Source organism: Pseudoalteromonas sp. SR45-1 (genome assembly GCF_014163655.1).
GTDB classification, from domain to species: Bacteria; Pseudomonadota; Gammaproteobacteria; order Enterobacterales; family Alteromonadaceae; genus Pseudoalteromonas; species Pseudoalteromonas distincta.
The window spans coordinates 1-26,652 of sequence record NZ_JACJDR010000008.1 but is presented as its reverse complement, the minus strand read 5'-3'; the positions used below and the strand labels follow the sequence as shown (position 1 = coordinate 26,652).

The 26,652-nt window shown below is 35.6% G+C and carries 25 protein-coding genes and 1 pseudogene; 24 read left to right on the top strand and 2 right to left on the bottom strand.

Features of this window, described 5'->3' with window-relative positions; translation table 11 throughout:
- Positions 1–711: 711 nt before the first annotated feature.
- Positions 712–1,164 carry an REP-associated tyrosine transposase gene (locus tag H5089_RS09710; protein WP_182712107.1) on the bottom strand — a complete coding sequence of 151 codons (453 nt, stop codon included), beginning with the start codon at positions 1,162–1,164 and terminating at the stop codon, positions 712–714.
- 154 nt (positions 1,165–1,318) lie between these two features.
- Positions 1,319–2,692, bottom strand: coding sequence for an MBL fold metallo-hydrolase RNA specificity domain-containing protein (locus tag H5089_RS09705; protein ID WP_182712106.1), 1,374 nt, complete (start codon positions 2,690–2,692; stop codon positions 1,319–1,321).
- 431 nt (positions 2,693–3,123) lie between these two features.
- Between H5089_RS09705 and rfaH the strand changes: the two genes are divergently transcribed.
- From rfaH to H5089_RS20315, 24 genes and pseudogenes are all read left to right on the top strand, one after another.
- Positions 3,124–3,606: a transcription/translation regulatory transformer protein RfaH gene (rfaH, locus tag H5089_RS09700; RefSeq protein ID WP_101218015.1), complete on the top strand. Its 483-nt coding sequence runs from the start codon at positions 3,124–3,126 to the stop codon at positions 3,604–3,606.
- An 883-nt stretch (positions 3,607–4,489) separates the two neighbouring features.
- Complete coding sequence (locus H5089_RS09695) at positions 4,490–5,605, top strand: polysaccharide export protein (RefSeq protein WP_182712105.1); 1,116 nt, start codon at positions 4,490–4,492, stop codon at positions 5,603–5,605.
- 12 nt (positions 5,606–5,617) lie between these two features.
- Complete coding sequence (locus H5089_RS09690; RefSeq protein WP_007582278.1) at positions 5,618–6,052, top strand: low molecular weight protein-tyrosine-phosphatase; 435 nt, start codon at positions 5,618–5,620, stop codon at positions 6,050–6,052.
- 15 nt (positions 6,053–6,067) lie between these two features.
- Complete coding sequence (locus H5089_RS09685; RefSeq protein WP_182712104.1) at positions 6,068–8,317, top strand: polysaccharide biosynthesis tyrosine autokinase; 2,250 nt, start codon at positions 6,068–6,070, stop codon at positions 8,315–8,317.
- A 207-nt stretch (positions 8,318–8,524) separates the two neighbouring features.
- Positions 8,525–9,628 carry a dTDP-glucose 4,6-dehydratase gene (gene rfbB / locus H5089_RS09680; protein WP_182712175.1) on the top strand — a complete coding sequence of 368 codons (1,104 nt, stop codon included), beginning with the start codon at positions 8,525–8,527 and terminating at the stop codon, positions 9,626–9,628.
- 1 nt (position 9,629) lies between these two features.
- Positions 9,630–10,493: a glucose-1-phosphate thymidylyltransferase RfbA gene (gene rfbA, locus H5089_RS09675; RefSeq protein ID WP_182712103.1), complete on the top strand. Its 864-nt coding sequence runs from the start codon at positions 9,630–9,632 to the stop codon at positions 10,491–10,493.
- Between the two features lie 17 nt (positions 10,494–10,510).
- The gene (rfbC, locus tag H5089_RS09670) at positions 10,511–11,068 is read left to right on the top strand and encodes a dTDP-4-dehydrorhamnose 3,5-epimerase (RefSeq protein WP_182712102.1); all 558 of its coding nucleotides are present in this window, start codon (positions 10,511–10,513) and stop codon (positions 11,066–11,068) included.
- Positions 11,068–11,898, top strand: a complete 831-nt coding sequence (locus H5089_RS09665; RefSeq protein WP_182712101.1) for an NAD(P)-dependent oxidoreductase — start codon at positions 11,068–11,070, stop codon at positions 11,896–11,898. Before rfbC ends, H5089_RS09665 begins: the two co-directional genes overlap by 1 nt.
- Positions 11,895–13,178, top strand: a complete 1,284-nt coding sequence (locus H5089_RS09660) for a hypothetical protein (RefSeq protein ID WP_182712100.1) — start codon at positions 11,895–11,897, stop codon at positions 13,176–13,178. Before H5089_RS09665 ends, H5089_RS09660 begins: the two co-directional genes overlap by 4 nt.
- 1 nt (position 13,179) lies before the next feature.
- Positions 13,180–14,550, top strand: a complete 1,371-nt coding sequence (locus H5089_RS09655; RefSeq protein ID WP_182712099.1) for a lipopolysaccharide biosynthesis protein — start codon at positions 13,180–13,182, stop codon at positions 14,548–14,550.
- Entirely contained in the window at positions 14,543–15,097 is a 555-nt protein-coding gene (locus H5089_RS09650) for a DapH/DapD/GlmU-related protein (RefSeq protein ID WP_182712098.1), read from the top strand. The genes H5089_RS09655 and H5089_RS09650 overlap by 8 nt, the downstream gene beginning before the upstream one ends.
- A 2-nt stretch (positions 15,098–15,099) precedes the next feature.
- Positions 15,100–16,248, top strand: a complete 1,149-nt coding sequence (locus H5089_RS09645; protein ID WP_182712097.1) for an O-antigen ligase — start codon at positions 15,100–15,102, stop codon at positions 16,246–16,248.
- On the top strand, positions 16,241–17,245 hold the full coding sequence (locus H5089_RS09640; protein WP_182712096.1) for an acyltransferase family protein: 1,005 nt from the start codon (positions 16,241–16,243) through the stop codon (positions 17,243–17,245). Before H5089_RS09645 ends, H5089_RS09640 begins: the two co-directional genes overlap by 8 nt.
- Positions 17,242–18,183 carry a hypothetical protein gene (locus tag H5089_RS09635; RefSeq protein ID WP_182712095.1) on the top strand — a complete coding sequence of 314 codons (942 nt, stop codon included), beginning with the start codon at positions 17,242–17,244 and terminating at the stop codon, positions 18,181–18,183. The genes H5089_RS09640 and H5089_RS09635 overlap by 4 nt, the downstream gene beginning before the upstream one ends.
- On the top strand, positions 18,180–19,286 hold the full coding sequence (locus H5089_RS09630; RefSeq protein ID WP_182712094.1) for a glycosyltransferase: 1,107 nt from the start codon (positions 18,180–18,182) through the stop codon (positions 19,284–19,286). The genes H5089_RS09635 and H5089_RS09630 overlap by 4 nt, the downstream gene beginning before the upstream one ends.
- Before the next feature lie 74 nt (positions 19,287–19,360).
- A complete protein-coding gene (locus H5089_RS09625; protein WP_182712093.1) occupies positions 19,361–19,903 on the top strand; it encodes an HAD family hydrolase in 543 nt (180 codons plus the stop codon).
- A 2-nt stretch (positions 19,904–19,905) separates the two neighbouring features.
- Positions 19,906–20,655 carry a 3-deoxy-manno-octulosonate cytidylyltransferase gene (gene kdsB / locus H5089_RS09620; protein ID WP_182712092.1) on the top strand — a complete coding sequence of 250 codons (750 nt, stop codon included), beginning with the start codon at positions 19,906–19,908 and terminating at the stop codon, positions 20,653–20,655.
- A 2-nt stretch (positions 20,656–20,657) separates the two neighbouring features.
- The gene (locus H5089_RS09615; protein WP_182712091.1) at positions 20,658–21,587 is read left to right on the top strand and encodes an SIS domain-containing protein; all 930 of its coding nucleotides are present in this window, start codon (positions 20,658–20,660) and stop codon (positions 21,585–21,587) included.
- A gap of 14 nt (positions 21,588–21,601) precedes the next feature.
- Positions 21,602–22,723 carry a glycosyltransferase family 4 protein gene (locus H5089_RS20430; protein ID WP_220486936.1) on the top strand — a complete coding sequence of 374 codons (1,122 nt, stop codon included), beginning with the start codon at positions 21,602–21,604 and terminating at the stop codon, positions 22,721–22,723.
- Positions 22,724–22,777: 54 nt separating this feature from the next.
- On the top strand, positions 22,778–23,854 hold the full coding sequence (gene wecA / locus H5089_RS09605; RefSeq protein WP_182712090.1) for a UDP-N-acetylglucosamine--undecaprenyl-phosphate N-acetylglucosaminephosphotransferase: 1,077 nt from the start codon (positions 22,778–22,780) through the stop codon (positions 23,852–23,854).
- Positions 23,855–23,894: 40 nt separating this feature from the next.
- Positions 23,895–24,749 (top strand): 3-deoxy-8-phosphooctulonate synthase, encoded by an 855-nt coding sequence (kdsA, locus tag H5089_RS09600; RefSeq protein WP_182712089.1) that lies wholly within the window; start codon positions 23,895–23,897, stop codon positions 24,747–24,749.
- A 192-nt stretch (positions 24,750–24,941) separates the two neighbouring features.
- Positions 24,942–26,108 (top strand): nucleotide sugar dehydrogenase, encoded by a 1,167-nt coding sequence (locus H5089_RS09595; RefSeq protein WP_182712088.1) that lies wholly within the window; start codon positions 24,942–24,944, stop codon positions 26,106–26,108.
- Positions 26,109–26,179: 71 nt separating this feature from the next.
- Entirely contained in the window at positions 26,180–26,368 is a 189-nt protein-coding gene (locus tag H5089_RS20425; protein ID WP_310735804.1) for a four helix bundle protein, read from the top strand.
- A 91-nt stretch (positions 26,369–26,459) separates the two neighbouring features.
- Positions 26,460–26,600: pseudogene (locus H5089_RS20315) on the top strand (four helix bundle protein); the annotation flags it as partial.
- Positions 26,601–26,652 lie beyond the last annotated feature (52 nt).

Below are 26,652 nucleotides of genomic sequence, written 5' to 3'. Positions count from 1 at the left end.
GCTTCACGCCTACGTGGATTTTTCATCCTCGGTATAGTGACCATGTAGGCGCCTTGCTTGCTGGCGCATTAAAAGCGCAGCTTTTACATATTTATTAACTTGCTACGTGGATTACCCCTCGGTGTATGGTGACCATGTAAGCGTCTTGCTTGCAGGCGCACTAAAAGCGCAGCTTTACGTATTTATTAACTTGCGTGAGCAAGCTTCACGCCTACGTGGATTTTTCATCCTCGGTATAGTGACCATGTAGGCGCCTTGCTTGCTGGCGCATTAAAAGCGCAGCTTTTACATATTTATTAACTTGCTACGTGGATTACCCCTCGGTGTGTAGTGACCATGTATGCGCCTTGCTTGCTGGCGCACTAAAAGCGCAGCTTTACGTATTTATTAAATTGCGCGAGCAAGCTTCACGCCTACTTGGATTTTTCATCCTCGGTCTAGGTCAATATGTAGGCGCCTTGCTTGTTGGCGCACTAAAAGCGCTGCTTTTATATATTTATTAACTTGCGTGAGCAAGCTTCACGCCTACGTGGATTTTTATCCTCGGTGTATGTAACCATGTAGGCGCCTTGCTTGCTGGCGCACTAAAAGCGCAGCTTTTACGTATTTATTAACTTGCGTGAGCAAGCTTCACGCCTACGCGAATTTTTCATCCTCGATGTATGGTGACCATGTAGGCGCCTTGCTTACTGGCGCTTTAAAGCCACCGCTTTACAAGTAAACACAATCCCAATATGGATATTTCTTTATGTTGTCCACTAAGCCAGCACGTAAAGGGTTTGCGACTATATACCTCGCTTGACCTATTAAATCTTCATTATTTCTTATTTTGTGGTCATAGTAATTTGATTGCCATATCCTTCCATGCGTACCGCTATGTTTATTAAGTCTATAAGTTGTAATGTTTTTAAAATTCCTAACTAGGTTTGAAAGGTTAAGGCTACTATTTAACTGTAAAATCCAATGTATATGATCAGGCATGATTACGTAGCAGATAGTATTAAGTGAATTGTTTTTTGAAAATTTAATGAGTTCACTCGCAATTAACCGTGCACATAAAAAGTTAGCAAATAATGGCTTACGAAAATCACAACAAATTGTAATAGAGTAATAAGCGTTTACCGAAGTGCAGCGTCCTTTTAAACGTTTATGTGTGTTTGCCATATAATTAATTTCCATTTGAATAAATTAAATAGCGTGAGCAAGCTTCACGCCTACGTGGATTTTCATCCTCCAACGTATGTGAGCGCTTTGCTTGCTGGCGCACTAAAAGCGCAGCTTTTACGTATTTATTAAATTGCGATAACAAGCTTCACGCCTACAATTCACCAATCTCTATTTTAACTTCACTACTTAACACTTCCTTGTACTTTGCTGCTAACGCGTTTTTTGCATCATCATCGCCATGCACAATTTTTATATGGCTTGGCTTTTTATGCATACCCGTTACAAACTTAACTAATCCTTTTTGATCAGCATGGGCGCTGTATCCACTAATTGTATGTACTTTGGCGTTTATAGTAATGCGGGCATCATTTATAAAAACATAGCCATTACGTGGGCCATATTTTTGAATTTCGCGACCTAGCGTTTTATTACCTTGGTAACCTACAAACAATACATCGGTGGTTTTGTCACTTAAAAATCGCTCAAGATAATTAACTATTCGCCCCCCTGTGCACATACCGCTTGCCGCTAATATTATTGCTGGTGTTTGCCGCGTACTTAAATAGTTAATAACAGCCAAGTGCTCTTTGTGTGAATCAACCGTAGTTAGGTTTTTAAAATCGAGCGGGTGCCTACCGTTTGCAACTTTGCGTTTAGCTTCGCTATCCCATAAGTGTTTAAAGTTTTTGTATTGCTCAGTAAAATTGGCTGCCATAGGGGAGTCGAGTATTACGTGAATGTCTCGCCACTTAGACTTTTTAGATGAGCTGTGTATGAGTTGCTCCAGCTCATACAGCAGTTCTTGTGTGCGGCCAATACTAAAAGCCGGTACTAAAATAACGCCGTTGTCGGCTACGGCGCGTTCAATAATGTTTTTTAGCGTTTTTGTGCGCTCTTTACGGCCTTGATGATTTTTATCCCCGTAGGTTGATTCAATAACGAGGGTATCGGCTTTATAGGGCGGCTTTGGCGAAGGGAGTAACGGGGTATAGGGCGCGCCTAAGTCTCCCGAAAATACAACGCGATGTTTGCTGTTATTGCTATTTGTAATATCAATTTCAACGTAGGCAGAACCTAATATATGGCCTGCACGCTGAAACCGCGCTTTAGCTTTATTGAGCCCTTTGCAAGGTAGTTCAAACCACGTTTTATAATTAACAGCAACTATGCGTTTATTTAATAAGCTTAAGCAGGCAGCTATAATTTTAGGGTCGCGGGTTACACCCACTTTTAAAGCATCTTCTATTACTAAAGGTAATAAACTGGCCGATGCAATACTTGTAAAAATAGGGCCTTTAAAACCGGCTGCTAATAAATAAGGAATTCGGCCAACATGGTCAATATGGCAATGGGTAACAATAAGGGCAGTAACATGGGTAATATTAAACTCAATTGAAAGATCGACTTTAGAGTCTTCGCCTTGAAATAACCCGCAATCAATAAGCACACTTGCTTGCTCGTTAACTACCAGCTCGTGGCACGAACCAGTAACGCCATTAACTGCTCCGTGGTGAAGTATTTGCATTGTGCTTCCTTGTCATCAATTTGTTACATTGAATTTTAAGGTAGAAGTAAAGCGATAATTATTCAAGGTTCTAACGCTTGGGCTAAATTAATACTTCACTTACAACATATCACCTACAAACATACACCAACCTGTAGGTGCGAATTTACTTCGCGCTCTTACTTATATATTTATTAAAAAATATTAATTAAAGTTTTTAATAAATTTTCGCGGCTAAACTTTTGTTTAGCCTAACCTAAACATGGCTTTATGGGTACTAAACTAGCGTTAAAGCCTTTACTCCCTTTAAACTCAATAACAATATTTGTTAAAGTGAGTGACTATTAACCGCTAAGGCTTATTTACATAGGTACTCTATGTTGGCTATAATGCCGCCGTTGTTTAGTTTGGAATTGTATTTTTTGCAATTTAGTTATGTATTAAGGGCTACTATGGAATGTTGGTATTTAGTCGTATGCAAACCTAAGCAAGAAGAGCGAGCTAAAACTAACTTGCAAAATCAAGGGATTGAAGCGTTTTACCCCCAATTAACTACCGAAAGGTTGGTTAAAGGTCGTCGGACCGTCAAACACACCGCTTTATTCCCTAATTATTTATTTGTATGCCTTGAATCAAAAAATGGTAACTTTTCTGCTGTAAAAAACACCCGTGGAATAGGCGGTTTTGTTTCTTATGGGGCAAGTTATCAGTTGGTTTCTAAGCACATAATTGACCAGTTAAAAAATGAACGTGCACATACTATAGAATCAAAAATACCAAAAACAGGTGATGTAGTAAGTGTGAATAACGATTCATTTAGTAATATACAAGCAATATACAAAGAGCCAGACGGCGACTTGCGCAGTATTTTACTAATTAACTTACTTAATCAAAAAATTGAAGTAAGTGTAGATAATAAAGATATTAAGCAATAATAACTAAAAACGTAGCAGCGGCTTTATGCCGCGAAAAAATAGTTTTTATATCAGTAACTAGGAACTGTAACCTAAGGGCGGAAGCGTGCCTGAAGCACTTAAAACACCGTGCTTAAGTTGACTTGTAGACGCACAGCTTGCTGGCGTGACGAGCAAAGCTCGTAATAAGGCTTATTCACAAAAGGGTTAAGAGCACACTGAGCTTTAGAGAAGTAAATAGCCACAAGTACTTGTTTAAATGGCTTCTCATTTACTCCTCATTCGCTTCTCTTTGTGCAATCATATTTTAAGTGATTTATTCACAAAGAGGTTAAGAGGGCACTGCGCTTTAGAGAAGTAAACAGCCACAAGTACTTGTTTAAATGGCTTCTCATTTACTCCTCATTCGCTTCTCTTTGTGCAATTATCAATAAATGTATTTCAAAAAGAAGTTATGAGCACGCTGCGCTTTTAACGTTAAAGCCCAGCGGCAAAGTTTAACACCGTGGTTAAGTTACTTTGTAGACGCGCAGCTTGCTGGCGTGACGAGCAAAGCTCGTAATAAGGGTTATTCACAAAGAGGTCGAGCGCACTGCGCTTTAGAGAAGTAAATAGCCATAAAGCACTTGTTTAAATGACTTGTAATTCGCTTCTCTTTGTACAATTGGTGATGAATGCGTTAAGTGCTTTACTAAAAACGGCTATCAATTAAATTTATTCATAAAGACCTTATGAAAATACTGATATAATTTCAGTGCTAATTAAAAACTTAGTAACAAAGCTTTTACAAAGCAAAGGCTATTGCTTCACAATAGTGCACATGCTTTAATTAGTCGGCTAAAATACAAGTGCTCACCAAGGTTGGTGAGTAAGTGCAATATTAAAATAATTTTGGGATTCTACAATGGCGTTAAGCTGTAAATCACTCGCATCAATACTCGCAATACTAAGCATGACCGGCTGTACAATAGTACCAGGCAGCCACTTTGAAGGTATAGACTCAGGCGAGCAAACACAAAACCTCGAACAAGATCTCGAAAAAGTAAACATTCAAATAATCGACTCGCTACTAATAAATAAACAAAATCAAGCGCGTATAGCAGCTAAACCAATTTCAAGCACCGATGGTTTAAACGTAAGTAACTACGAATACAAACTAGGTGTTGGCGACGTACTAACAATAGGCGTATGGGATCACCCAGAGCTAACAATACCGGCAGCAGTACAACGTACCGCAGAGTTTGACGGCTTTAGAGTACAACGAGACGGCACCATTACTTACGCCTACGCACCAAATATACCCGCTGCAGGTAAAACAATAAGTCAAGTACGCAACGAACTTGTAAAACGTCTAAGCCGAGTAATAGAAGACCCACAAGTAGACGTAAAAGTAGTTGGCTTTAGAAGCCAAAAAACCTACGTTACCGGTGAAGTAAACAAGCCTGGTGTATATCCAGTAACCGAAATTCCACTTACCTTAATTGATGCCTTAAACCAAGCTGGCGGCTTAACTGATGCTGCCGATTGGCGCACTGTTACATTTACCCGTGGCGATAAAACAGAAGTTATTAAACTTGATGACTTTTATGCCCATGGTGACATTTCGCAAAACCGTTTATTGCAACATGGCGATATAGTGCATGTAAATCGTAACGATGCACAAAAAATATTTGTATTAGGTGATGTTAAAAAAGCAGGTTCAGTAACGCTTAACCGTTATGGTTTAAACTTGGCCGAAGCGCTAAGCGACTCGGGCGGTTTAAACGAAAATACAGCCGACGCTAACGGCGTATTTGTACTGCGCAAAAGTGACGTAGAGCAAACCGGTGTTATCGCAAACGTATACCAGTTACACGCTAAAAATATAGCGGCAATGGTATTAGCTGAGCAGTTTGAACTACAACCGCGCGATATTGTATATGTAACATCGGCACCACTTGCCCGTTGGAACCGTGTAATTAGCTTACTATTACCGTCAATCGCTACTGTAGATAGTGTTGACGATATAACTGCAAACTAAGGGTTTTTAAAAATGTTTGATTCAGTTTTAGTAGTGTGCGCAGGTAATATTTGCCGCAGCCCTACCGGTGAGTATGTTTTAAAGCAAAAGCTTGAAGGCAAAAATATTAAAGTATCGTCTGCTGGGCTAACAGCACTTGAAGGCAAACCAGCAGATGCAAAAGCAAAACAAATCGCACTCGCACATGGCGTTAATATGGATGCTCACCAAGGCCAGCAGCTTACATCAAGCTTAGTGGCGCAAAACAGCGTAATACTCGTAATGGAAGAACGCCATTTAAACGACGTACATGCTCGTTATCCAGAGGCGCGAGGTAAAACGTTCTTACTCGGTAAGTGGATTAATAACGCCGAAATACCAGACCCATACCGCCAAAGCCAAGAGGCTTTTGAACACGTTTATACATTAATCGACAGCGCGTGTAGCGCTTGGCAAAAGTATTTATAAGGAATGGCTAATTTAATGAATACCCAGCCGAATAACAGCGCTAGTAACGCTAATAATAAAAGTACTAATAACACACAACCAACGCAAGAAATTGATTTAATGGCGCTATTAGGCGCATTGCTCGATCGCAAATATTTTATAATAGCGGTAACTGCGCTGTTTATGTTTGTAGGTATTATTTATGCAGTATTAAGTACGCCTGTTTACCAAGCAACAGCAATGATACAAGTTGAAGACGGCAGCGCATCAGTCCCTGGTTTTGACGATATGGCAGGCATGTTCGAAAGTACATCGGCCGCAGTAACCGAAATAGAGCTACTAAAGTCGCGAAGCATAATAGGCGAGGCAGTAGACACTTTAAAGCTTGATGTTATAGCAGAGCCTAAACTATTCCCGTTTATTGGTAGTCGCGCTTATCGTAAATTCACCCCAATGGAAGATGGCGATTTAGCTGAGCCTAGCTTTGGTGCTAATAGCTACGCATGGGGTGGTGAGAGCATAAATGTATTTAGGTTTGATGTACCACGTACAGCAGTAAATCAAACATTTACTTTGGTAGCACAAGCTAACAACAGCCTTATACTTTTAAATGGCGACAGTGAGCAAATATTATCAGGTAAAGTTGGTGAGGAGCTTACAAATGGTAAATTTAACTTAACTATTCGTACTTTAAATGCACGCCCTGGTACAGAGTTTACAATTACTCGTAAAGATCGCCTTAATACTATTTTAGATTTACAAGCAGCTATTGGCGCAAGCGAAAAAGGTAAAGACTCAGGCATAATTAATTTAAGCTTACAAAGTACAAAACCTAGCTATGCTGAAAAGGTGCTTGATAAGGTAGCAGCAATATATGTACGCCGTAACGTTGAGCGCAACAGCGCAGAGGCGCAAAAGTCGCTGGAATTTTTAGAAGTACAATTACCTGAAATTAAAAAACAGCTTGAATACGCAGAGCAACGCTTTAACGACTACCAAATAAAACGCCAGTCAATAAACATAACGCTCGAAACACAAGGCGTGCTTGAACAAGTTGTAAAGCTTGAAACCAAGTTACAAGAGCTAAACCTAAAACGTTTAGAACTTGGCCGAAAATTTAAAAAAGACCACCCAACATACCAAGGTATGATGGAGCAAATAGAGGCTGTAAATAAACAAAAGCAAGAGCTAGTTGGTGAGGTGGGTAACCTCCCAGAAACTCAGCAAGAGCTACTGCGCTTAAAGCGCGATGTTGAGGTAAGTAACCAAATTTACACATTACTGCTTAGTAAAACACAAGAGCTTGATATCGTCCGGGCTGGTACCGTAGGTAACGTACGTATTATTGACTACGCCGAGGTAAATACCAGCAAGCCAGTAAAACCTAAAAAAGCATTAATAGTGGTAATGGCTACTATGCTTGGTGGTATGTTAGCCGTGGCTGTTGTGCTTATACAGAAAGCAATACACAAAGGCGTTGAAGACCCCGCAGAAATTGAAGCGCTTGGCTTACCTGTATACGCAAGTGTACCGCACTCAGATTATCAAGATAAGCTAAGTGGCTTTGCCGAGCGAGCCCGCAAAAATAAAACAAACAAGCCTAAAAGTATACTAGCGCTAGATAACCCAGCTGACCTAGCAATTGAGGCACTACGTAGCTTACGTACGAGCCTGCACTTTGCGATGATGGAAGCTAAAAATAACATTATTGCTATATCTGGCCCAAGCCCAAGTGTGGGTAAATCGTTTATATCGGTTAACTTAGCCTCTGTACTCGCTCAAAGCGGTAAAAAAGTACTTATTATTGATGCCGATATGCGTAAAGGCTACTTACAAACACAGTTTGGTTTAAAGTGGGATGATGGATTAAGTGATTACCTATCTGGCCGTTTAAACCTAGAGCAAGTTACTAAACCAACTAAAGTTGAAGGTTTAAGTGTTATTACACGTGGGCAAATACCGCCAAACCCTTCTGAGCTATTAATGCATAGCAATTTTAGTAAGTTGGTTGAAGAAGTAAGCGCCGCTTACGACATTATAATTATCGATACCCCTCCAATTTTAGCAGTTACCGACCCTGCTATTGTAAGTGCACATACAGGCACCACTTTACTCGTTGCTCGTTTTGGACAAAACCACTTACGCGAAATTGACCTAACCCGTAACCGCTTTGAACAAAACGGCATAGACGTAAAAGGCGTTGTATTTAACGGTGTAGTTAAAAAAGCGAGTAATGCGTATGGGTATTATGGATATTACAACTACGAATACAAAAGCGATAAGTAGCCTTTAGTTTAAATTAAGGCTTATTAGCCACTTTTTAATAAAAGTAAAAAATTGTCTTCCAAAGAGATAGTCACAATCGGCTGTCTCAGTTTTAAAAAATATCTCAGTAAATAAATGGCTGAGATGCTTTGTCGATATAAATCATATTTGAGGCTGGTAAAAAGCAGCTTTCACATGAAATTACATCCAAATTTAAAGGCATCTGTTGTGAAAATATTAGTAACTGGTGGCGCAGGGTTTATTGGTAGCGCCGTTATTCGTCATATTCTTTCTAATACCCAAGATAGCGTAGTTAATGTTGATGCATTGACGTATGCAGGAAATCTTGAGTCTCTTCCTAATGCACAAGAGTCTGAACGTTACTGTTTTGAGCACGTAGATATTTGTAATCGTGCAGAGCTTGATCGTATTTTTAAATCACATAAGCCCGATGCAGTAATGCATTTAGCAGCTGAAAGCCATGTAGATCGTTCTATTACTGGCCCAGCAGAGTTTATACAAACCAATATTGTCGGTACTTATAATTTGCTTGAAGCTGCTCGTGAGTATTGGAATACACTAGAAGATAGCGCAAAGCTCGCTTTTAGGTTTCATCATATATCTACTGATGAAGTGTATGGTGATTTACCTCACCCAGATGAGCAAGAAGGTAATACATTTGGTCAAGAGCTTCCGCTATTTACTGAAGAAACATCCTATGCACCAAGTAGTCCTTACTCAGCAAGTAAGGCATCGAGCGATCACTTGGTTAGAGCTTGGTTAAGAACGTATGGTTTTCCTACTATTATCACTAACTGCTCAAATAACTACGGGCCTTATCATTTTCCTGAAAAGCTTATCCCATTAGTTATTTTAAATGCACTTGAAGGTAAAGATTTACCTATTTATGGTAAAGGTGACCAAATTCGCGATTGGTTGTATGTAGAAGATCACGCTCGAGCCTTATACAAGGTAGTAACTGAAGGTGAAATCGGTGAAACGTATAATATTGGCGGTCACAACGAGAAGCAAAATATTGAAGTCGTGCAGACTATTTGCAGTATCTTAGATGATTTAGTGCCCAAAGATTCTAATTATTCAGAGCAAATAATATTTGTAACTGATCGCCCTGGCCACGATCGCCGATATGCAATTGATGCTACTAAAATGAGCGCTGAATTAAATTGGACGCCGGTTGAAACTTTTGAAACAGGCCTGCATAAAACTGTTCAATGGTATTTAGATAATCAAACGTGGTGTCAAAATGTTCAAACTGGTTCTTATCAGCGTGAACGTCTTGGTGAAATAAACACAAATACCGGAGGAGAGTAACATGAAAGGAATTATTTTAGCTGGTGGTTCAGGTACACGATTGCACCCGATAACGAAGGGAGTATCGAAACAATTACTTCCTATTTATGATAAGCCAATGATTTATTATCCGTTATCAGTACTAATGCTAGCTGGTATAAACGAAGTGCTAATAATTACAACACCAGAGGAGCAAGAAGGTTTTATTCGTTTGCTCGGTGATGGTTCGCAATTTGGTATAAGTCTTACATATAAAGTTCAGCCTTCTCCTGATGGCTTAGCGCAAGCCTTTATTATTGGCGAATCATTCATAGGTAAAGACGACGTGTGTTTAGCACTTGGTGATAATATATTTTTTGGGCAAGCATTTGGTAAACAACTTAAAAATGCTGCTCAAAACTTAACTGGTGCGAGTGTGTTTGGTTATCAAGTAATGGACCCTGAGCGGTTTGGCGTTGTTGAATTCGACGAAAATTTTAAAGCGCTTTCAATTGAAGAAAAACCAAAAAAACCGAAGTCAAACTGGGCTGTGACTGGTTTATATTTTTATAACAACTCTGTGATTGAAATTGCTAAAAGTGTTAAGCCATCATCGCGTGGTGAGCTAGAAATTACATGTATAAATCAAGCTTATTTAGAGCAAGGTAAGTTGAGTGTTGAGCAGCTAGGTCGTGGCTTTGCTTGGCTTGATACTGGTACACATGATTCACTATTAGAGGCATCTCAATTTGTTCAAACCGTTGAAAAGCGCCAAGGCTTTAAAATTGCCTGCTTAGAAGAAATTGCATTAATGCAAGGCTGGCTAACTAAAAATCAAGTGCGCGAGATTGGTAATGATTTAATTAAAACAGGGTATGGTCAATATTTATTGAACATTACAAAATAGTTAGTGAAAAATAAAATATGAATGTAATTAAAACCAAAATAAAAGACCTTTTAATTATTGAGCCAAAAGTATTTGATGACGATAGAGGTTTTTTTTATGAGATGTATCAGAAAGAGCGCTATAAAGCAGCTGGTATTACTGCAGATTTTATTCAAGATAATCGTTCTCGCTCAACAAAAGGAGTGCTTAGGGGCCTACATTTTCAAAAAACAAAGCAACAAGGAAAGTTAGTGACAGTTACTGATGGCGAGGTATTTGATGTTGCAGTGGATTTACGTCCAGGTTCAGCTACATTCGGACAGCATGAGGCAGTATTACTGACAGGTGAAAATAAACTTCAGTTTTATGTCCCACCAGGTTTTGCTCATGGTTTTTGTGTATTAAGTGAAATAGCTGACTTTCAGTATAAATGCACAGATTATTACGATCCTTCTGACGAGAGCGGTTTACTTTGGAATGATCCTGAGCTGAAAATTAATTGGCCGATAAAAACCCCCTTATTATCGGATAAAGATAGATATCAGCCTACTTTAAGTGAAATTAAAGAAAGTTTGATCAATGGGTGGTGCAATTAATGGCTCTATATACAATTTTTGGTGGGCGAGGCTTTATTGGTTCTGAGATAGCTAATCAACTTAAGGGGCTAGGGGAAGATGTTTTTATTCCTGCCAGAGATGATAAAAATATATTTGAGCGTGAACTGGGTATAGTAATTTATTGTGCGGGTAATGGTGATTGTAAAAACGAACCATTTTCAGTATTTGAAGCTAATGTTAGTTTATTGGCTAAGTTATTAGAGGTGGCGAAATTTACACGTCTAATATATATATCGTCGACACGTGTATATATGAACCAAAAACAATCAAGTGAAAAACATGATCTAACAGTGTGTGCAGATGACAACCGTCGCTTATTTAATCTAACAAAGCTAGTTGCCGAAGAATTATGTCTAAAAAGCGGTAGAGATGTATCTATTTTAAGACCAAGCAATGTTTATGGTGCAGCATTGAATAGTCCTTTATTTTTGCCAGCAATAACAAGGAATGCAATTAGTAAAGGTAAGGTTGATATGTATATAAATAAAACTTACTCGAAGGATTATGTATCTGTACACGACGTTGCAAACTGTTGTATTAAAATTTCAAATAATAAAAATAGTTTACAAAAAATAATCAATATTGCGGCTGGGTATAACATAAGAGCAGAGCAAATTGCTGATTTATTACAAGCTAATACTGGCTGTGAGATTATTTGGCATGATATTGACTTTCCAAATGAACAGTTTCCAGTGACTGATATTACTACATTGAAAATGTTAATGCCTGATTACACACCATCTAATGTTCTTGATGATATAAGTGATATGATCATTAGTTTTAAAGAAAAAATGACATTAGAACTATGAAAAAAATATTAATAACGGTTTATTATTACGACTTTGCTAGATATTTTGATGTCATAGCGCAGCAACTAAAAAGTAGAATTAACTGCGATATATCATTTGTATGCTATTACCCCTCTTCATATTATTATCTAAAAAAATACTCAAATTGGGATACTGATGCCTTATATGAAAAGGCTCAGGGTAAAAGTAAAACGACAGTAGATAAAAGTTTCCATTATGAATATACATTAAAGTGTAGAAGTGAACTGTCTGGCCTGAAGAAAAAAATATCTAATGAAGCAAACTGTATAAATGAATATTGGGAAAGTAAACTAACTGGTTACGATCTTATTATTTCATCCGGAGATAGTCGTCCACAAACAACGATTATGCTAGAGTTAGCAAAAGAAAAAAATATAAGTGTATTATATTTCGAGCAGGGTCCGTTTAGAACAACAATTCTTGATGAAAGTGGGGTTAATTCCAATATTACTTTTCGCCCAGACTTTTCCCAAGAAACCAACTTAAATATGCTCGAAATTTTAAATAAAAAACCGTTAAAAAATAAGTTTTTTAGTAAAATAACAAAACAAGATAAATTAAATTGTTACAAAGATTTATTGTTTTCAATAACACCAAACCTACTAATGAGTTACTACCCTATTTATACGCAAACTGGGGATAGTTTATTCGGTCGTGTAAAGAAAAAACTATTAAGCAAAAAAAGTAATAACAAAAGCTATAAATTGCCTTCCAATTATTCACTCCTTGCTTTGCAAGTTCCCTCAGATGCGCAAATGATTTTGAACTCTAAACTATATAAAGATATTTTTGATCTCGTCTTTGATGTTATTAAATCGATGCCTAAAAACCTTGATTTAGTAATTCGGGAGCATCCACTTTATATTGGCCGATACGATAGTAGAATATACGAGTTAATCAATCAGTCAAAAAATGTAACGATTGATAATGCCACAGACTTAAATAAGCAAATAGATAACGCTAAGTCAATCATAGTGAATAATTCAACGACTGGTATGGACGCATTAATTAGAGGTAAGTCAGTAGTTGTACTTGGTGATGCCTATTATAAATGGGGTGAAATTTGCTTTCCTGTTTATAGTAAATATGAATTAAAAGAACAGATAAAAAAAGCATCTGAAGAAAAAATAAATTACAAATATGTAAATTTATTTTTAGAACAGTTTTACAATAACTACTTATTACCTGGTCATTTTCAGGATGAGAGCATAGAAAGCGATGCTGTGGTTTCAAAAATTATAAAGCATATCGAAAGCTGATATGGCATTTCTTATTTCGTCAAAACTATCAACTTTTTTGTTAAACTTTTTATCTTTACTATACGTTATTAAACTTTTAAGTATTACTGAGTTCGGGTTGTATACAACCATACTTTTAGTAATGCCATTTATAAGTCAATTAATATCATTGTCTAATTATGAGTATTTGTTGCGAGAGTTGATAGATGGTTCAGGTGATGATGCCAAGCTTTTTAGCTCGGTTTTGATTATGCCTATATTTTTATCGATATTAATCGCATTAATATTTAGTTTTACTTTTTCAAGTATTAGTATGTATGTATTTATTTATTTCGTTTTTTTATGTTGTTTTGAGTATATTCAGCGATATTACATATCAAAATCACTTTCTAAATATATAGCTTTAAATGATTTTCTCTTAAATGCAGGCTGGGTTATTGTGTTTTATTTGCTCCATAATTCATCAATTGGTGGCGATGCATTTAATGACATATTTCTAAGTCGAGTTATTTCTGTTGGATTTTCGTTGCTCTTTTTTGCAGTCATAAAAATAGAGTTAATTAAAAATGCACAGCTATCTTTAGAAATATTATTATCATCTTATAAATACGGTATGCCCATAGTGATTGGAGCACTCTCATACGCTTTACTAAGAGGTATTGAGAGAATATTGTTGTCTACTTATTCTAGTGTTGAAGATGCCGGAATTTATAGCTTTATTCAAGTTCCTCTTAATGTAATCTTTTCATTTTTTACTGGCACTATATTTGTTACAAGTATCAGATACATAAGGCAGAGTCATGTCAATGGCTCCGAAAATAATGTTTTAGGTTTTGTATGTAACGTGGTTAGCCTAATTTTTATTCCAATGTTATTAGTATTAGGTCTCAACTTTGATGTTTTTGTTAAGTACTTTGGTGACAATAAATATCACGTTAGCTTTATTTATCCTGTTTTATCGTGTGTTTCTGTTTTTTTATTTATGTTAGTAACTATTTTGAAGCAAGACATTAATTTAAGTAATAAAGGTATTAGCAATACTAAAAACTTTTTCTTTGTACTTTGCTTAAACGTTATTATATCTATATTTACTTATTCTAATTTTGGATATAAAGCGGCTGTTTTAGTAAACCTTTTAAGTAATGTTATGTTATATTTTTTAAGTGTTAGGGTTTCCAAATTAAAGATTGTATTTACATTTAAGATCTTTTTACTTTTCGTCTTACTTGTTTTAATTCATACCCTTATAGTGCCTTTAATCCCGACCACTAGTAATATATTTTATTCGTTTACTTATATAAGTATTGAAGCATGCTTGTTCTTTGTTATTTCTTGTGTGTTTTTTGATTTTAAAAGTTTAGTCAAATTAAAAAAAGGCTCTAGCTATGATTGAGTATCTATTCAATTTTAATAAAAAAGTTAGGGCAAAAATTCTAACTTTCTTTCTATCATATGGTTTCAAATCGTTTGGGAAAAAATCATTAATATTTAAACCGTCAATACTACGTGGAATGAAATACATAACCATTGGTAAAGGGGTTACCGTATTTGATTTTGGGTGGCTGATGGCTTTGAAGACCTTTGAAGAAACACCACAAATAATTATTGGTAACAATACTGATATAGGGCGTTTATCACATATTATTGCCACAAAAAGTGTTGTGATTGGTGACGGTGTATTAATTGCAGATAAAGTATATATTTCGGATACGAGCCATAAATTTGAAAACGATGTAATAGCCATAAAAAACCAAGGGCTAAAATTTATAGGTCGTGTAGAAATTGGTGATGGTACATGGATAGGTGAGGGGGCAATTATTTACGGTTGTAAAATCGGAAAAAATTGTGTAATTGGGGCTAATAGCTTTGTTAATAAAGATGTAGCGGATTACTCAATTGTAGTTGGGAGTCCTGCAAAGGTCTTAAGGGAAATAGGTTAAAAATGATTGGTAGTATTTATCTTTTTTTAAATGCGTTTAATCCTGCTTTTGCCTTCCATGAATGGGTACCTATTACTCTTATCATTTCATTCATACTGTTTCTAGTTGTGATACTAAAAAAAGAAATAATTCTTGATAAATTTACATTTTTCTACTTTGTTTTTGTCATTTTGTTTTTAACGTCGACACTTGTAAATTTTATACACAATGTTGATATGAATATGAACCATTTCTATTCTATTATTTTAATTTCTTTTTTATATTTTTTAGTGCCTGTTTGGTGTTTTTCTAAATGGAGTTTACCTAGCTTATCTAGACCTATCATTGTTTCATTTATTTTAATATGTATTTATGGAATGGTTGATTTTATAGTAATAAATATTTTTCATTTTAGTATCACTGAGTCAGTAATATATTTTCCTGATTCATATAACGTTGGATATGGTTACTTTGGAGGTATGTTTTTCCGCAATAAAAGTATATTTCAAGAGCCTGGTTTTTATGCGTGGTATTTAAATGTCATGGCCCCATTATGTATATACTTAAGTTGGGATAAATTTAAGTTGAAAACTATAGTGTTTTCATTCTATTTTTTTTCTATTTTAACTACTTTTTCTGCTACTGGGATTATGGGCTTACTAATTATCTCGTTCTTCTTACTTGTTAATATTAAAAGTAAAATACTAAAGCTTGTATGTTTAGTTGTTGGGATAACAAGTACTTTTTTTCTATTGGGCAATGTTTTATATGAAATAATAAATAATAAGGTTTTATCTGATAGTAATAGTAAACTAGAAAGGTTTAGTCGATGGTCAGATGGTTTCGACTTATTTATTAATAATATATTTTTTGGTGGAGGGATTGGGAGTTACTCCAGACTTCATGAAGTAGGGTTAGCTTCATTTCCACTGAAAATATTAGCAGAAACAGGTGTTTTTACATTTCTTATTTTTGTTAGCCTTTTCCTTTTTCTTGCTTTTAGAATATATAATTATTTTAAAATTGAGCGTTCAATCTTGATATTATTTGCGAGCTTATTTGCTAATTTTTTACACTGGTCAACCTCAACACCATTTTATATGGCATTCCCTTGGTTAGGTTTAGCTCTGTTATATGTACTTACACAAAAGAGTCGAATTAATTTTGCGTAATAACACCATTGATTGTCTCAAGGGTTTTTTACTTATTTTGGTCGTAATTGGCCATCAAAGTGCTTGGCCAGAAATTAACAAAGTTATTTATTTATTTCATATGCCCGCTTTTTTCATTTTTGCAGGTTATTTTTTAAATAAAAAAGATTTTTCCATTTTTATTACTTCTAGAGTAAAGGGGTTGTTGTATCCTTATATTTTAGCTTGTGTAATAACGTTTTTATATTGGATTGTATTCGTAAAAAATTTTGGAAGTGGTGTCAGTGTATTGTTAGAACCCTTTCAATTATTAAAGAATTTAGCTTATGCGAATGCTTCTAATGGCCGATTGGAACCGAATACACCTATATGGTTTTTAACTGCTTACTTTTTTTACAGCGTCTTTGGCTACTTGATTTTTAAAATGTTGAAATCTCAAGTTTATAGTTTTTTGTTTTCGGTACTTCTAAGTTTCTTAATATACATATTTTTTAGCCCTGAAAACATGCCTTTTGGTATTTATACTAGCTTTATAATGCTACCAATTTACTTTCTTAGCTCTGTTTTTATTACAGATTCAAAGAATGTTTTATACGCAAGTTGCTATCTAATTATTTTTATTTTACTTATTAGTTTACTTAACTACCCAAGGGTAGATTTAGCAAGTGGAAATATAGCTAATCCAATTTATCTGATTGTTTTTACTTTTTTATTCTTTAGGGCTTCGCTTCCTGTTTTTTATTATATAAAAGAGGTTAAATTTTTATCTAATTACTTAACTTTACTATCAAATGCAGCATTGCCAATTATTGTTTTACATATGCCTTTTATAGTCCTTTTGAATGGCGGAATTTCTATGATTTTTGACTATGATTATTCCTATGTTAGAGATAATGCTTTCTTTTCAGTTGTATCGGTTGTGTTTAGCGTTGTTTTACTTCCGTATGTTATTGTTTTTCTTAAAATAGATAAACTTTTTAACTATGGTTTTATTAAGGGGAAGGTGAAATTAAATTGAAATTACTTATTATTTGTCCTGATTTTTACAATTATAAAAATGTTATGATTAATGAAGCAGAAAAGATTGAAAATATAGAGCTAGTGTGTTTTTCAGAAAGGCCTAGTGGGTTTATATATAATTTATCGAGAAGCTTTTTCCCTAAACTAAAAGCTTACCTTGAGAATAAGCATTTAACTAATATTTTAAAATCTACTGATCACTTATCCTTGGATAAGGTTGTTATAGTTAGAGGAGAGTTGATCACTTCCGATTTTTTAAGCTTACTAAAAGTTAAGCATGATGGCGTAAGGTTAATCAACTATCAATGGGATTCTATTAGTAATAATCCCAAGGCCAAGGAGGTGATCGCTTATTACGATAGCGTATTGAGCTTCGATAATGATGATTGTAAGCAATACGGATTACGTTATTTGCCTCTTTTTTTTAGTGAATGTAGCCTTAACGAAAGTGCTAAGAACAATAAAAAAGTTGCTTTTATTGGAAGCTATCATGGTGAGCGTTTAAATCGATTAATTGCTGCTAAAGAAAAGCTTGCAAGCTTAGGCTACGAGCTGGAATTTAAGCTGTATATTCCTTTTCTGGCTTATCTGAAAAATATTTTAAAGTTAAATATTATACCTATTAACTACCTTTTTTTTAAAAAAATGACAAATAAAGAAGTTAATAGTTTTTACATGGGATTTAGTTTCGTTTTAGAGCTCCCTTCGGAGAAGCAGAGCGGTATACCTATGAGATTTTTTGAAGCAATAGCAATTGGGCGAAATGTTCTTTTTAATATTAATAGGAGCAAAATTGATGATTTAGCTCCTGTTATTGCTCAATATGCAGTTACTTTTGATGAATTAGAAAGTGGTACTCAATTTAAATGCGTTCAACTTAGTTGCATTGATGAATATCATATCAGCAATTGGTTTAGGAAAATAATTTATTCATGAGTGTTCAATATATCTTTATTCCTGACTTTTCAGGTGGTGGAGCTGAAAAGCTTTTCATTAAATTTGCACATTTTTCAAAAAATAGTAACCGGCCAATAAAGATCTTATCACTGAGTAGAGTAGGGCCCTACTATGATTGGTGTAAAAAAAACAATATAGAAGTGGTGAGTCTGGGGCTTAAAAAAACAAGTTCTAAGTGGTTACTTTTCCCAATTGTTTTGTTTAGGTTAATTAAGCTTCTATCTTCTGGAGATCGTATACTATCAGCTGTTTTCTTTTGTAATTTAGTGTCTGCAATCGCTTCTTTGTTTATTAATATTAAGCTTGTGGCAAGTCAACATACTGTAAAATCAGTTAAAGATATAAGAAATAATAGAGTCATTTACTTTTTTATTCGGTTGCTTACTCAATTCTCTTTTAAACATTCTAGCAAAGTTATCTGTGTTTCTGATTCGGTTCGAAACGATTTAATTGAAAATTATAATATAGATAAAAGTAAGCTTGTTGTTATTAACAACGCCGTTGCTGAAAGTGTGCAAAATATTGGAAGCCTTATTTCTTTAGCCGAAAACCCTGTAAACGGCTCTTTTAATATCTTATGTGTTGGCCGTTTAATTAATGATAAAGGTTTTGACTTGGCTATTCAGAGTACAGCATCACTTGTACATAAAGGTATTGATGTTCATCTCGATATTTTGGGGAGCGGTCCAGAACTAAACAATCTAAGGGCTATTGTGAAAGAGCTCAAGATAGAAAGTAATGTTACTTTCCATGGTTTTTCAAATAATTTAAGTGACTTTTATTCTGCTGCAAATGTTGTCTTAATACCCTCTCGATTAGAAGGGTTTGGGAATGTTGCGGTAGAAGCTCTTTGTTACTCAAAACCGGTAGTTGTTTCAAATTGCCCTGGTGGTCTCTCAGAAATAGTCAGTAGTGACTTGTTAGGTAGTGTTGTTGATCTTTCTGTTGAATCCATTGTTGATGGTTTAATGCACTGGAAATATAATAATTCATTGGAGTCAGCTAAGTACCGTGTTGACTACTCTCGTCGTTATCTGCCTGAGGTTCTATTTTTAGATTATTTTAGTGTGTTAGATGACTAGGACTTTCTATACGGATTTATTGATTGTAAATAGAGTTTTTATTAATCGGTTTTTATTGGGGCTTGGTCTTATACATGAAAGATATACAGTTAATTCTATTTGATGTTGATGGTGTAATGACCGATGGCAATATATATATTGATTCTCAAGGAGAGTCATTTAAAAAATTTAATGTTAAAGATGGGCTCGCTATTGAGCTCTTACATTCTCACGGTATTAAAACCGGGGTGGTGTCGGGCAAAGCAAGTAAAGCATTAACACAGCGCTGTGAAAAACTGGGCTTTAATTACATAGTAACAGGCTGCAAAAATAAACTTCCTCGTGTTGAGAAAATTTGCAATGAGCTAAATATTGGTTTAAACCAAGTTGCTTTTGTAGGTGATGATGTGCTCGACTTACCAGTTATGTATGTATGCGGTGTAAGCTTTGCCCCAAAAGATGCTCATGAGTTAGTACTAGAACACGCACAACATATAACTAAGGCGCAGGGCGGCTGCGGTGTTGTTCGCGAAGTGGCTGATACACTACTACTAAAACGCTGCGGAACATTAGCTAACGTTTATAATGTACTTTTAGATAAAATAGTAGCTGATGACGTAAACAACATGGAGCAGTAAACATGTTATTAAATGAAGTGAAAGTAGTAATACCTGCCCGTTATGGCTCATCGAGACTGCCTGCTAAACCATTACTTAAAATTAATAATAAGCCTATTTTTTGGCACGTTGTACAGCGTGTTTTAGAAGCAGGTTTAGGTATCAATAACATTGTAATTGCCACCGACGATGAGCGTATTGAGGCTAAAGCTAATGAACTTGGATTACCAGTTCTGATGACTGCGGTTAACCATGTTAGCGGCACTGACCGCGTGAACGAAGTAGCTACAAAACTTGGCTGGGATGACAGTACGTTAGTAATAAATGTACAAGGTGATGAACCTTTAATACCGCCAAGCTTAATTAGTGAATTAATTAAATTTGCAAGCCAAAATAAAATGTACGACATAACGACTGCAGCAACTTCAATAACAAAACAAGACGATTTTATTAACCCTAATGTAGTTAAAGCTATAACTACAGAGCACAATAAAGCACTTTATTTTACCCGAAGCGCAGCCCCTTTAAACCGCGATAACCCAAGTGACTTAAGTAATGCTTTACGCCATGTAGGCATTTATGTTTATAGCGTTAATGCCTTAAATACATTATGCCAACTCCCAGAATGTAAACTTGAAAAACTCGAAAAGCTTGAACAGTTACGTGCAATAAGTAATGGATTAACGATAGGTGTTATGGCCTACAATGGTGATATACCTCATGGTATTGATACCAAGCAAGATTACTTAAATGTTAAAGCATTAATGGAATAACAATGAATACCTTAAATATTGCTAAGCGTGTAATTAATACCGAAATAACAGCCTTACATGCGCTAGAAAACCAGTTAGATAGCCAGTTTGATCAAACCGTAAATATAATACTAAACACAACAGGCCGTACTATTATTTGTGGCATGGGTAAGTCGGGAATTATCGGTAAAAAAATAGCGGCATCGTTTGCAAGTACAGGCACGCCAAGCTTTTTTATGCACCCAGGTGAGGCGTTTCATGGTGATTTAGGCATGGTTACCCCAAACGATGTATTTATTGCTATTTCAAACTCAGGTGAAACTGATGAAGTGCTTAAGCTATTGCCGTTCTTAAAAGATAATGGCAATCAAATAATTGCTATTACAGGAAACCCTAGATCTACACTTGCAAATAATTCACATTACTTTTTAAATATAGCTGTGCCAGAAGAAGCTTGCCCTTTACAGTTAGCACCAACATCTTCTACAACTGCAACTTTAGTTATGGGGGATGCTCTGACCGTAGCTCTTATGGAATCCAGATCTTTTAAACCAGAAAACTTCGCTAGGTTTCATCCTGGTGGAAGTTTAGGTAGAAAGTTACTGCTTAAAGTTAGAGATGAAATGATAAGTAATGAACTACCTTTAGTACAAAGTGATGCCGGAATTTATGATGTGATAAATATAATGTCTAAAGGTTCTCTAGGGCTAGCCCTAATGGTTTGTAATGGAGAAGCTAAAGGGATAATTACTGATGGTGATTTACGCCGTTCTATGGAAAAACACGGAAAGGATATATTTGATTTGAAGGCTATCGATATTTTTACCAGTAGCCCAGTCATTATTTCACCTGATGTATCAGTATCAGCAGCATATGAGAAAATGGAACAAATGAAAATTAATTGTTTAATTGTATGCAGTAGTCAAAAAGTTGTTGGTATTTTTAAAAAATAATATAGGTCACTATCGTGGATGAAAAGATAAAAATAATAGGTATTACAGCCAATACAAGCTGGTACTTATACAATTTTAGAAAAAATACAATTTTAGCAATGATAGACGAAGGATTTGAAGTTTTTGCTATTGCGCCCAAAGATGACTACTCAGATAAGCTTGAAGAGCTAGGTTGTAGGTTTATTCACATTGATATAGATAGTGGTGGTACAAACCCTGTTAATGACTTAGCTACATTTTATAATTTTTATAAAATGTATAAAAGTAATAGTATCGATGTCGTTTTAAATTTCACTCCAAAAAATAATATTTATAGTACGCTTGCTGCAAAGTTAGTAGGCATCAAATCAATTAATAATATAGCAGGTTTAGGTACCTTATTTATAAGTGAGAGCCCTGCATCAAAAATAGCGAGGGTTTTGTACAAATATAGCCAAAGCAAAGCTGACTTTATTTTTTTTCAAAATGAAGATGATAGAGCACTATTTAAGTCTCACCAAATAGCTCTGAATGTTAAGTCGGATAGATTGCCTGGTTCTGGCGCCGATTTATCCCGTTTTATTCTATCCCCTGCTCCCGAGGATGGTGTCACTCGCTTTTTACTTATTGCTCGTATGCTTTTCGATAAAGGTATAGGGCAATACGTAGAAGCTGCGCGAGCACTTAAAAGCAAATATGGTAATAGTGTTGAGTTCAGGTTACTAGGCTTTTTAGATGTTGATAATCCTTCAGCGGTTTCAAAAGCACAAATGAATGCTTGGGTAGATGAAGGTGTAGTTAATTATTTAGGTACTTCTGACAATGTTGAAGCCGAGATAGCGCAGGTTGATTGTATGGTTCTGCCATCGTATTACCGTGAAGGTGTTCCAAAGTCTCTACTTGAAGCTGGCGCTATGGGTAAACCCATAGTAACAACCGATAATGTTGGTTGCAGAGAAACTGTTGATAATGGCTTTAATGGTTTTATTTGTGAACCAAGAAGCACTAAAAGCCTAATTGATGCTCTAGATAAAATAATAACCATGTCACATTCTGAACGCCTTAAATTTGGTACTAACAGTCGCCATAAAATTGAAAATGAATTTGATGAAAAAATAGTGATAAAAAAATACTTACTTGCTTTAAATAGTCTTTAAAAATTAGTTATTAATTTTAGTAAGTAATTGCCTACCTCAATATCGGAATACTATATGTTTTTAGATCTCTCGTTTACCTTTTTTATTGCTTTTGCCAGTTTATTTTTAATGAGAAAAGCAGCTCGAAAAATAGGGTTAGTCGACAAGCCATCTGGCCGTAAAATGCATACTGGCAATATACCTCTTGTTGGTGGTGTAGCTATATGTATTACCATAGTGCAATACATATACTCTCACCCAGGTATGATTAACCATGCTAACTTGTATATGTGCTGTATTGTAGGTTTAACTGCTGTTGGTGCATTAGACGATAGGTATGACTTAAGTGTAAAAATACGCATGCTCGTGCAAACTATTATATCTATAGCAATGATTTACTTTGCTAAATCAGAGCTTGTAACGCTGGGAAACATATTAGGATTTGGTGATATTAGCTTAGGTTATGGTTACGTAGGTGGGGTAATTACTGTTTTTGCTGTTATTGGCTGTATTAATGCTTTTAATATGGTTGACGGTATTGATGGTCTTTTAGGTGGGCTGTCGGTAGTTACATTTGGTGCGATTGGTATTTTACTAAGTATAAGTAACGAGCAAAGTTTAAGTTATTTATGCCTATTACTAGTCGTGTGTATGATCCCTTATATAGTCATGAACCTTGGCCTAATAGGTCGTGAGCGTAAAGTATTTATGGGCGATGCAGGTAGTATGATGATTGGCTTTACTGTTATTTGGTTATTAATTGGCGCAAGCCAAACCCCAGGGAACCCTATGATACGCCCAGTAACCGCATTGTGGCTTATTGCATTACCATTAATGGATATGGTTGCAATAATGGTACGCCGTGTTAAACAAGGTAAATCGCCATTTAAACCCGATCGCGAGCATTTACACCATATATGCCAACGCTTAGGGTACTCGCCTACACAAACACTTATTTTAATATGCTCAATTGCATCCGTATTTGCAGGTGCAGGTATAATTGGAGAGGTTTTTGTAATACCAGAATTTTTAATGTTTTATAGCTTTATAGTTGTCTTTGCAGCATACCTGCTTTTACTGATTAATTACTGCAAAATTATAAACTTTTTTAGACGTAAATTAGATTTACCTGAAAAAAAATATAGCAAATAATTATTTGGCTTGTTTGTAAATGGAAATAGGAAAGTATTTAATGAATAATCAAATTATTAATATTAATAAAGTTGAATTAGCAAATAATAAACCATTTGTATTATTTGGTGGAATTAATGTATTAGAGTCTCGTGATTTAGCTATGCGCGTAGCAGAGCATTACGTAGAGGTAACGACTAAATTAAACATTCCTTATGTATTTAAAGCATCATTCGATAAAGCTAACCGCTCTTCAATTAATTCATACCGCGGACCAGGTATGGAAGAAGGTTTAAAAATATTCGAAGAAATTAAAAACACGTTTAAAATTCCACTAATTACTGACGTACATGAACCGCATCAAGCTGCACCTGTTGCAGAAGTCGTTGATATAATTCAGTTACCCGCTTTTTTAGCGCGTCAAACAGATTTAGTTGTGGCAATGGCTAAAACGGGGGCAATTATTAATGTGAAAAAACCACAGTTTTTAGCGCCGCATGAAATGCGTCATATCATTACTAAATTTAATGAAGCTGGTAATAACAACGTAGCCCTTTGTGAGCGTGGCTCTAGCTTTGGTTACAACAACTTAGTGGTTGATATGCTGGGTATGGATGACATGAAAGCAATGGCACCTGTTATTTTTGATGCAACACATGCGCTACAACGCCCTGGTGGACGAGCTGACTCTGCTGATGGTCGTCGTGCGCAAGCTGCAGAGCTTGCTCGAAGTGGTATGGCATTAGGTATTGCTGGTTTATTTATCGAAGCGCATCCAAATCCTAACGAAGCTAAATGTGATGGCCCATGTGCGCTAGCGCTTAGTAAGTTAGAAGGGTACTTAACACAAATGAAAGCGGTTGATGATTTAATTAAAAGCTTTGCCCCACTTGATACAAGTGCAAGCGATTTATAATTGTAGCTTTATAAAAACCATTTAAAGCAAACCGCTTATAATAAAACTGTTTAAACTTATGTAACAAATAATAGTTATAAATATTTTACTCCAGAGAAGACCTCCTTCTTAAGTATATAAAGAGTCACTATTACTTATTTGAGAACATCTGATATTATGCTCTAGTACATTAACTAATCTTAAAGGATTAATATGAAAATTGCCGTAGTAGGTACTGGCTATGTAGGCCTTTCTAACGCTATGTTAATCGCACAACACAATGAAGTGATCGCATTAGATATAGACGAACAAAAAATAGCGCTATTGAATGATAAAAAATCACCAATAGTTGATACCGAAATTAGTGAGTTTTTAACACGTAGCGATTTAAATTTTACAGCGACTACCGACAAAGTAGCAGCTTATAAAAATGCAGATTTTGTAATTATTGCTACACCAACCGATTACGATGTAGAAAATAACTACTTTAATACAAACTCAGTAGAAGCTGTAATTAAAGATGCCACAGCGCATAACCCAAATGCAGTTATGGTAATTAAATCGACGGTACCTGTTGGCTTTACGCAAGGGATAAAAGAAAAACTCGGCATTAATAACTTAATATTTTCGCCAGAATTTTTACGTGAAGGTAAAGCACTGCACGATAACTTATACCCATCACGTATTGTTGTTGGTGAGCAAAGTGAGCGTGCAAGTGTGTTTGCCAATTTACTTAAGCAAGGCGCTATCAAAGAAGATATTGAAGTACTTTTTACTGACTCAACTGAAGCCGAAGCTATTAAGTTGTTCTCAAACACTTATTTAGCAATGCGTGTTGCTTATTTTAATGAGCTTGATAGCTACGCTGAAGCTCATGGCTTGAACAGTAAGCAAATTATACAGGGCGTTAGTTTAGACCCTCGCATAGGTAGCCATTATAATAACCCATCGTTTGGCTATGGTGGCTATTGCTTACCAAAGGATACAAAGCAGCTACGTGCAAACTATGCAAATGTACCAAACAACATTATTGGTGCAATTGTTGATGCTAATACGACACGTAAAGACTTTATTGCAGACTCAATAATTAAACGTAGCCCTAAAGTAGTTGGTGTGTATCGTTTAGTAATGAAGACTGGGTCTGATAACTTTAGAGCCTCTGCCATCCAAGGCATTATGAAGCGCATTAAAGCTAAAGGTATTGAGGTTGTAGTTTACGAACCAGTGCTTGAAGAAAATGAGTTTTATCACTCACGTGTAATTAAAGACTTAAACGAGTTTAAGCAAATATCTGACGTTATTGTGTCTAACCGCATGGTTGATGAATTGAGTGATATTGCTGACAAAGTTTATACTCGCGATTTATTTGGTAGTGATTAATAAACAAAGTTTAAAGGTTAAAGGCTAAAGTATAAGTCAAAAACTAAGGTAAATTTATATTAGGGGGCGTTGTGCAATTTGAGAACTTAAATGTATGGCAACGCTCTGCCGATTTAGCTTGTGAAGTTTTTATTTATTTTAAGGCAAGTAAGCAATTTGGTTTAAAAGATCAAATTACACGCTCTGCATTATCAATTTCATCAAATATTGCTGACAAAATAGCAGGAGCAAATTTTGAACGCACTTGTGCGGCCTCGTAGAGGTGAGATGAAGGGATTCATCGAATAACGTTATGAGAGAAAGACAGCTAAAGATTACTGCCGTTTTCTCTCTTACTCTAAAGGTAGTTGTGGTGAGCTTCGCTCACAAATATATATTGCCTTAAAAATTGGTGAGGTTGATACAAAAACAGCAGAAATCTGGATAGAAGAGTCTAGGCAGTTATCAAAAATGATATCTGCCTTAATGAAAACTATTGAAACTTGGGATTAGGCTTTTAGTCTTCAACTTTCAACTTTCAACTTTCAACTTTCAACTTTCAACT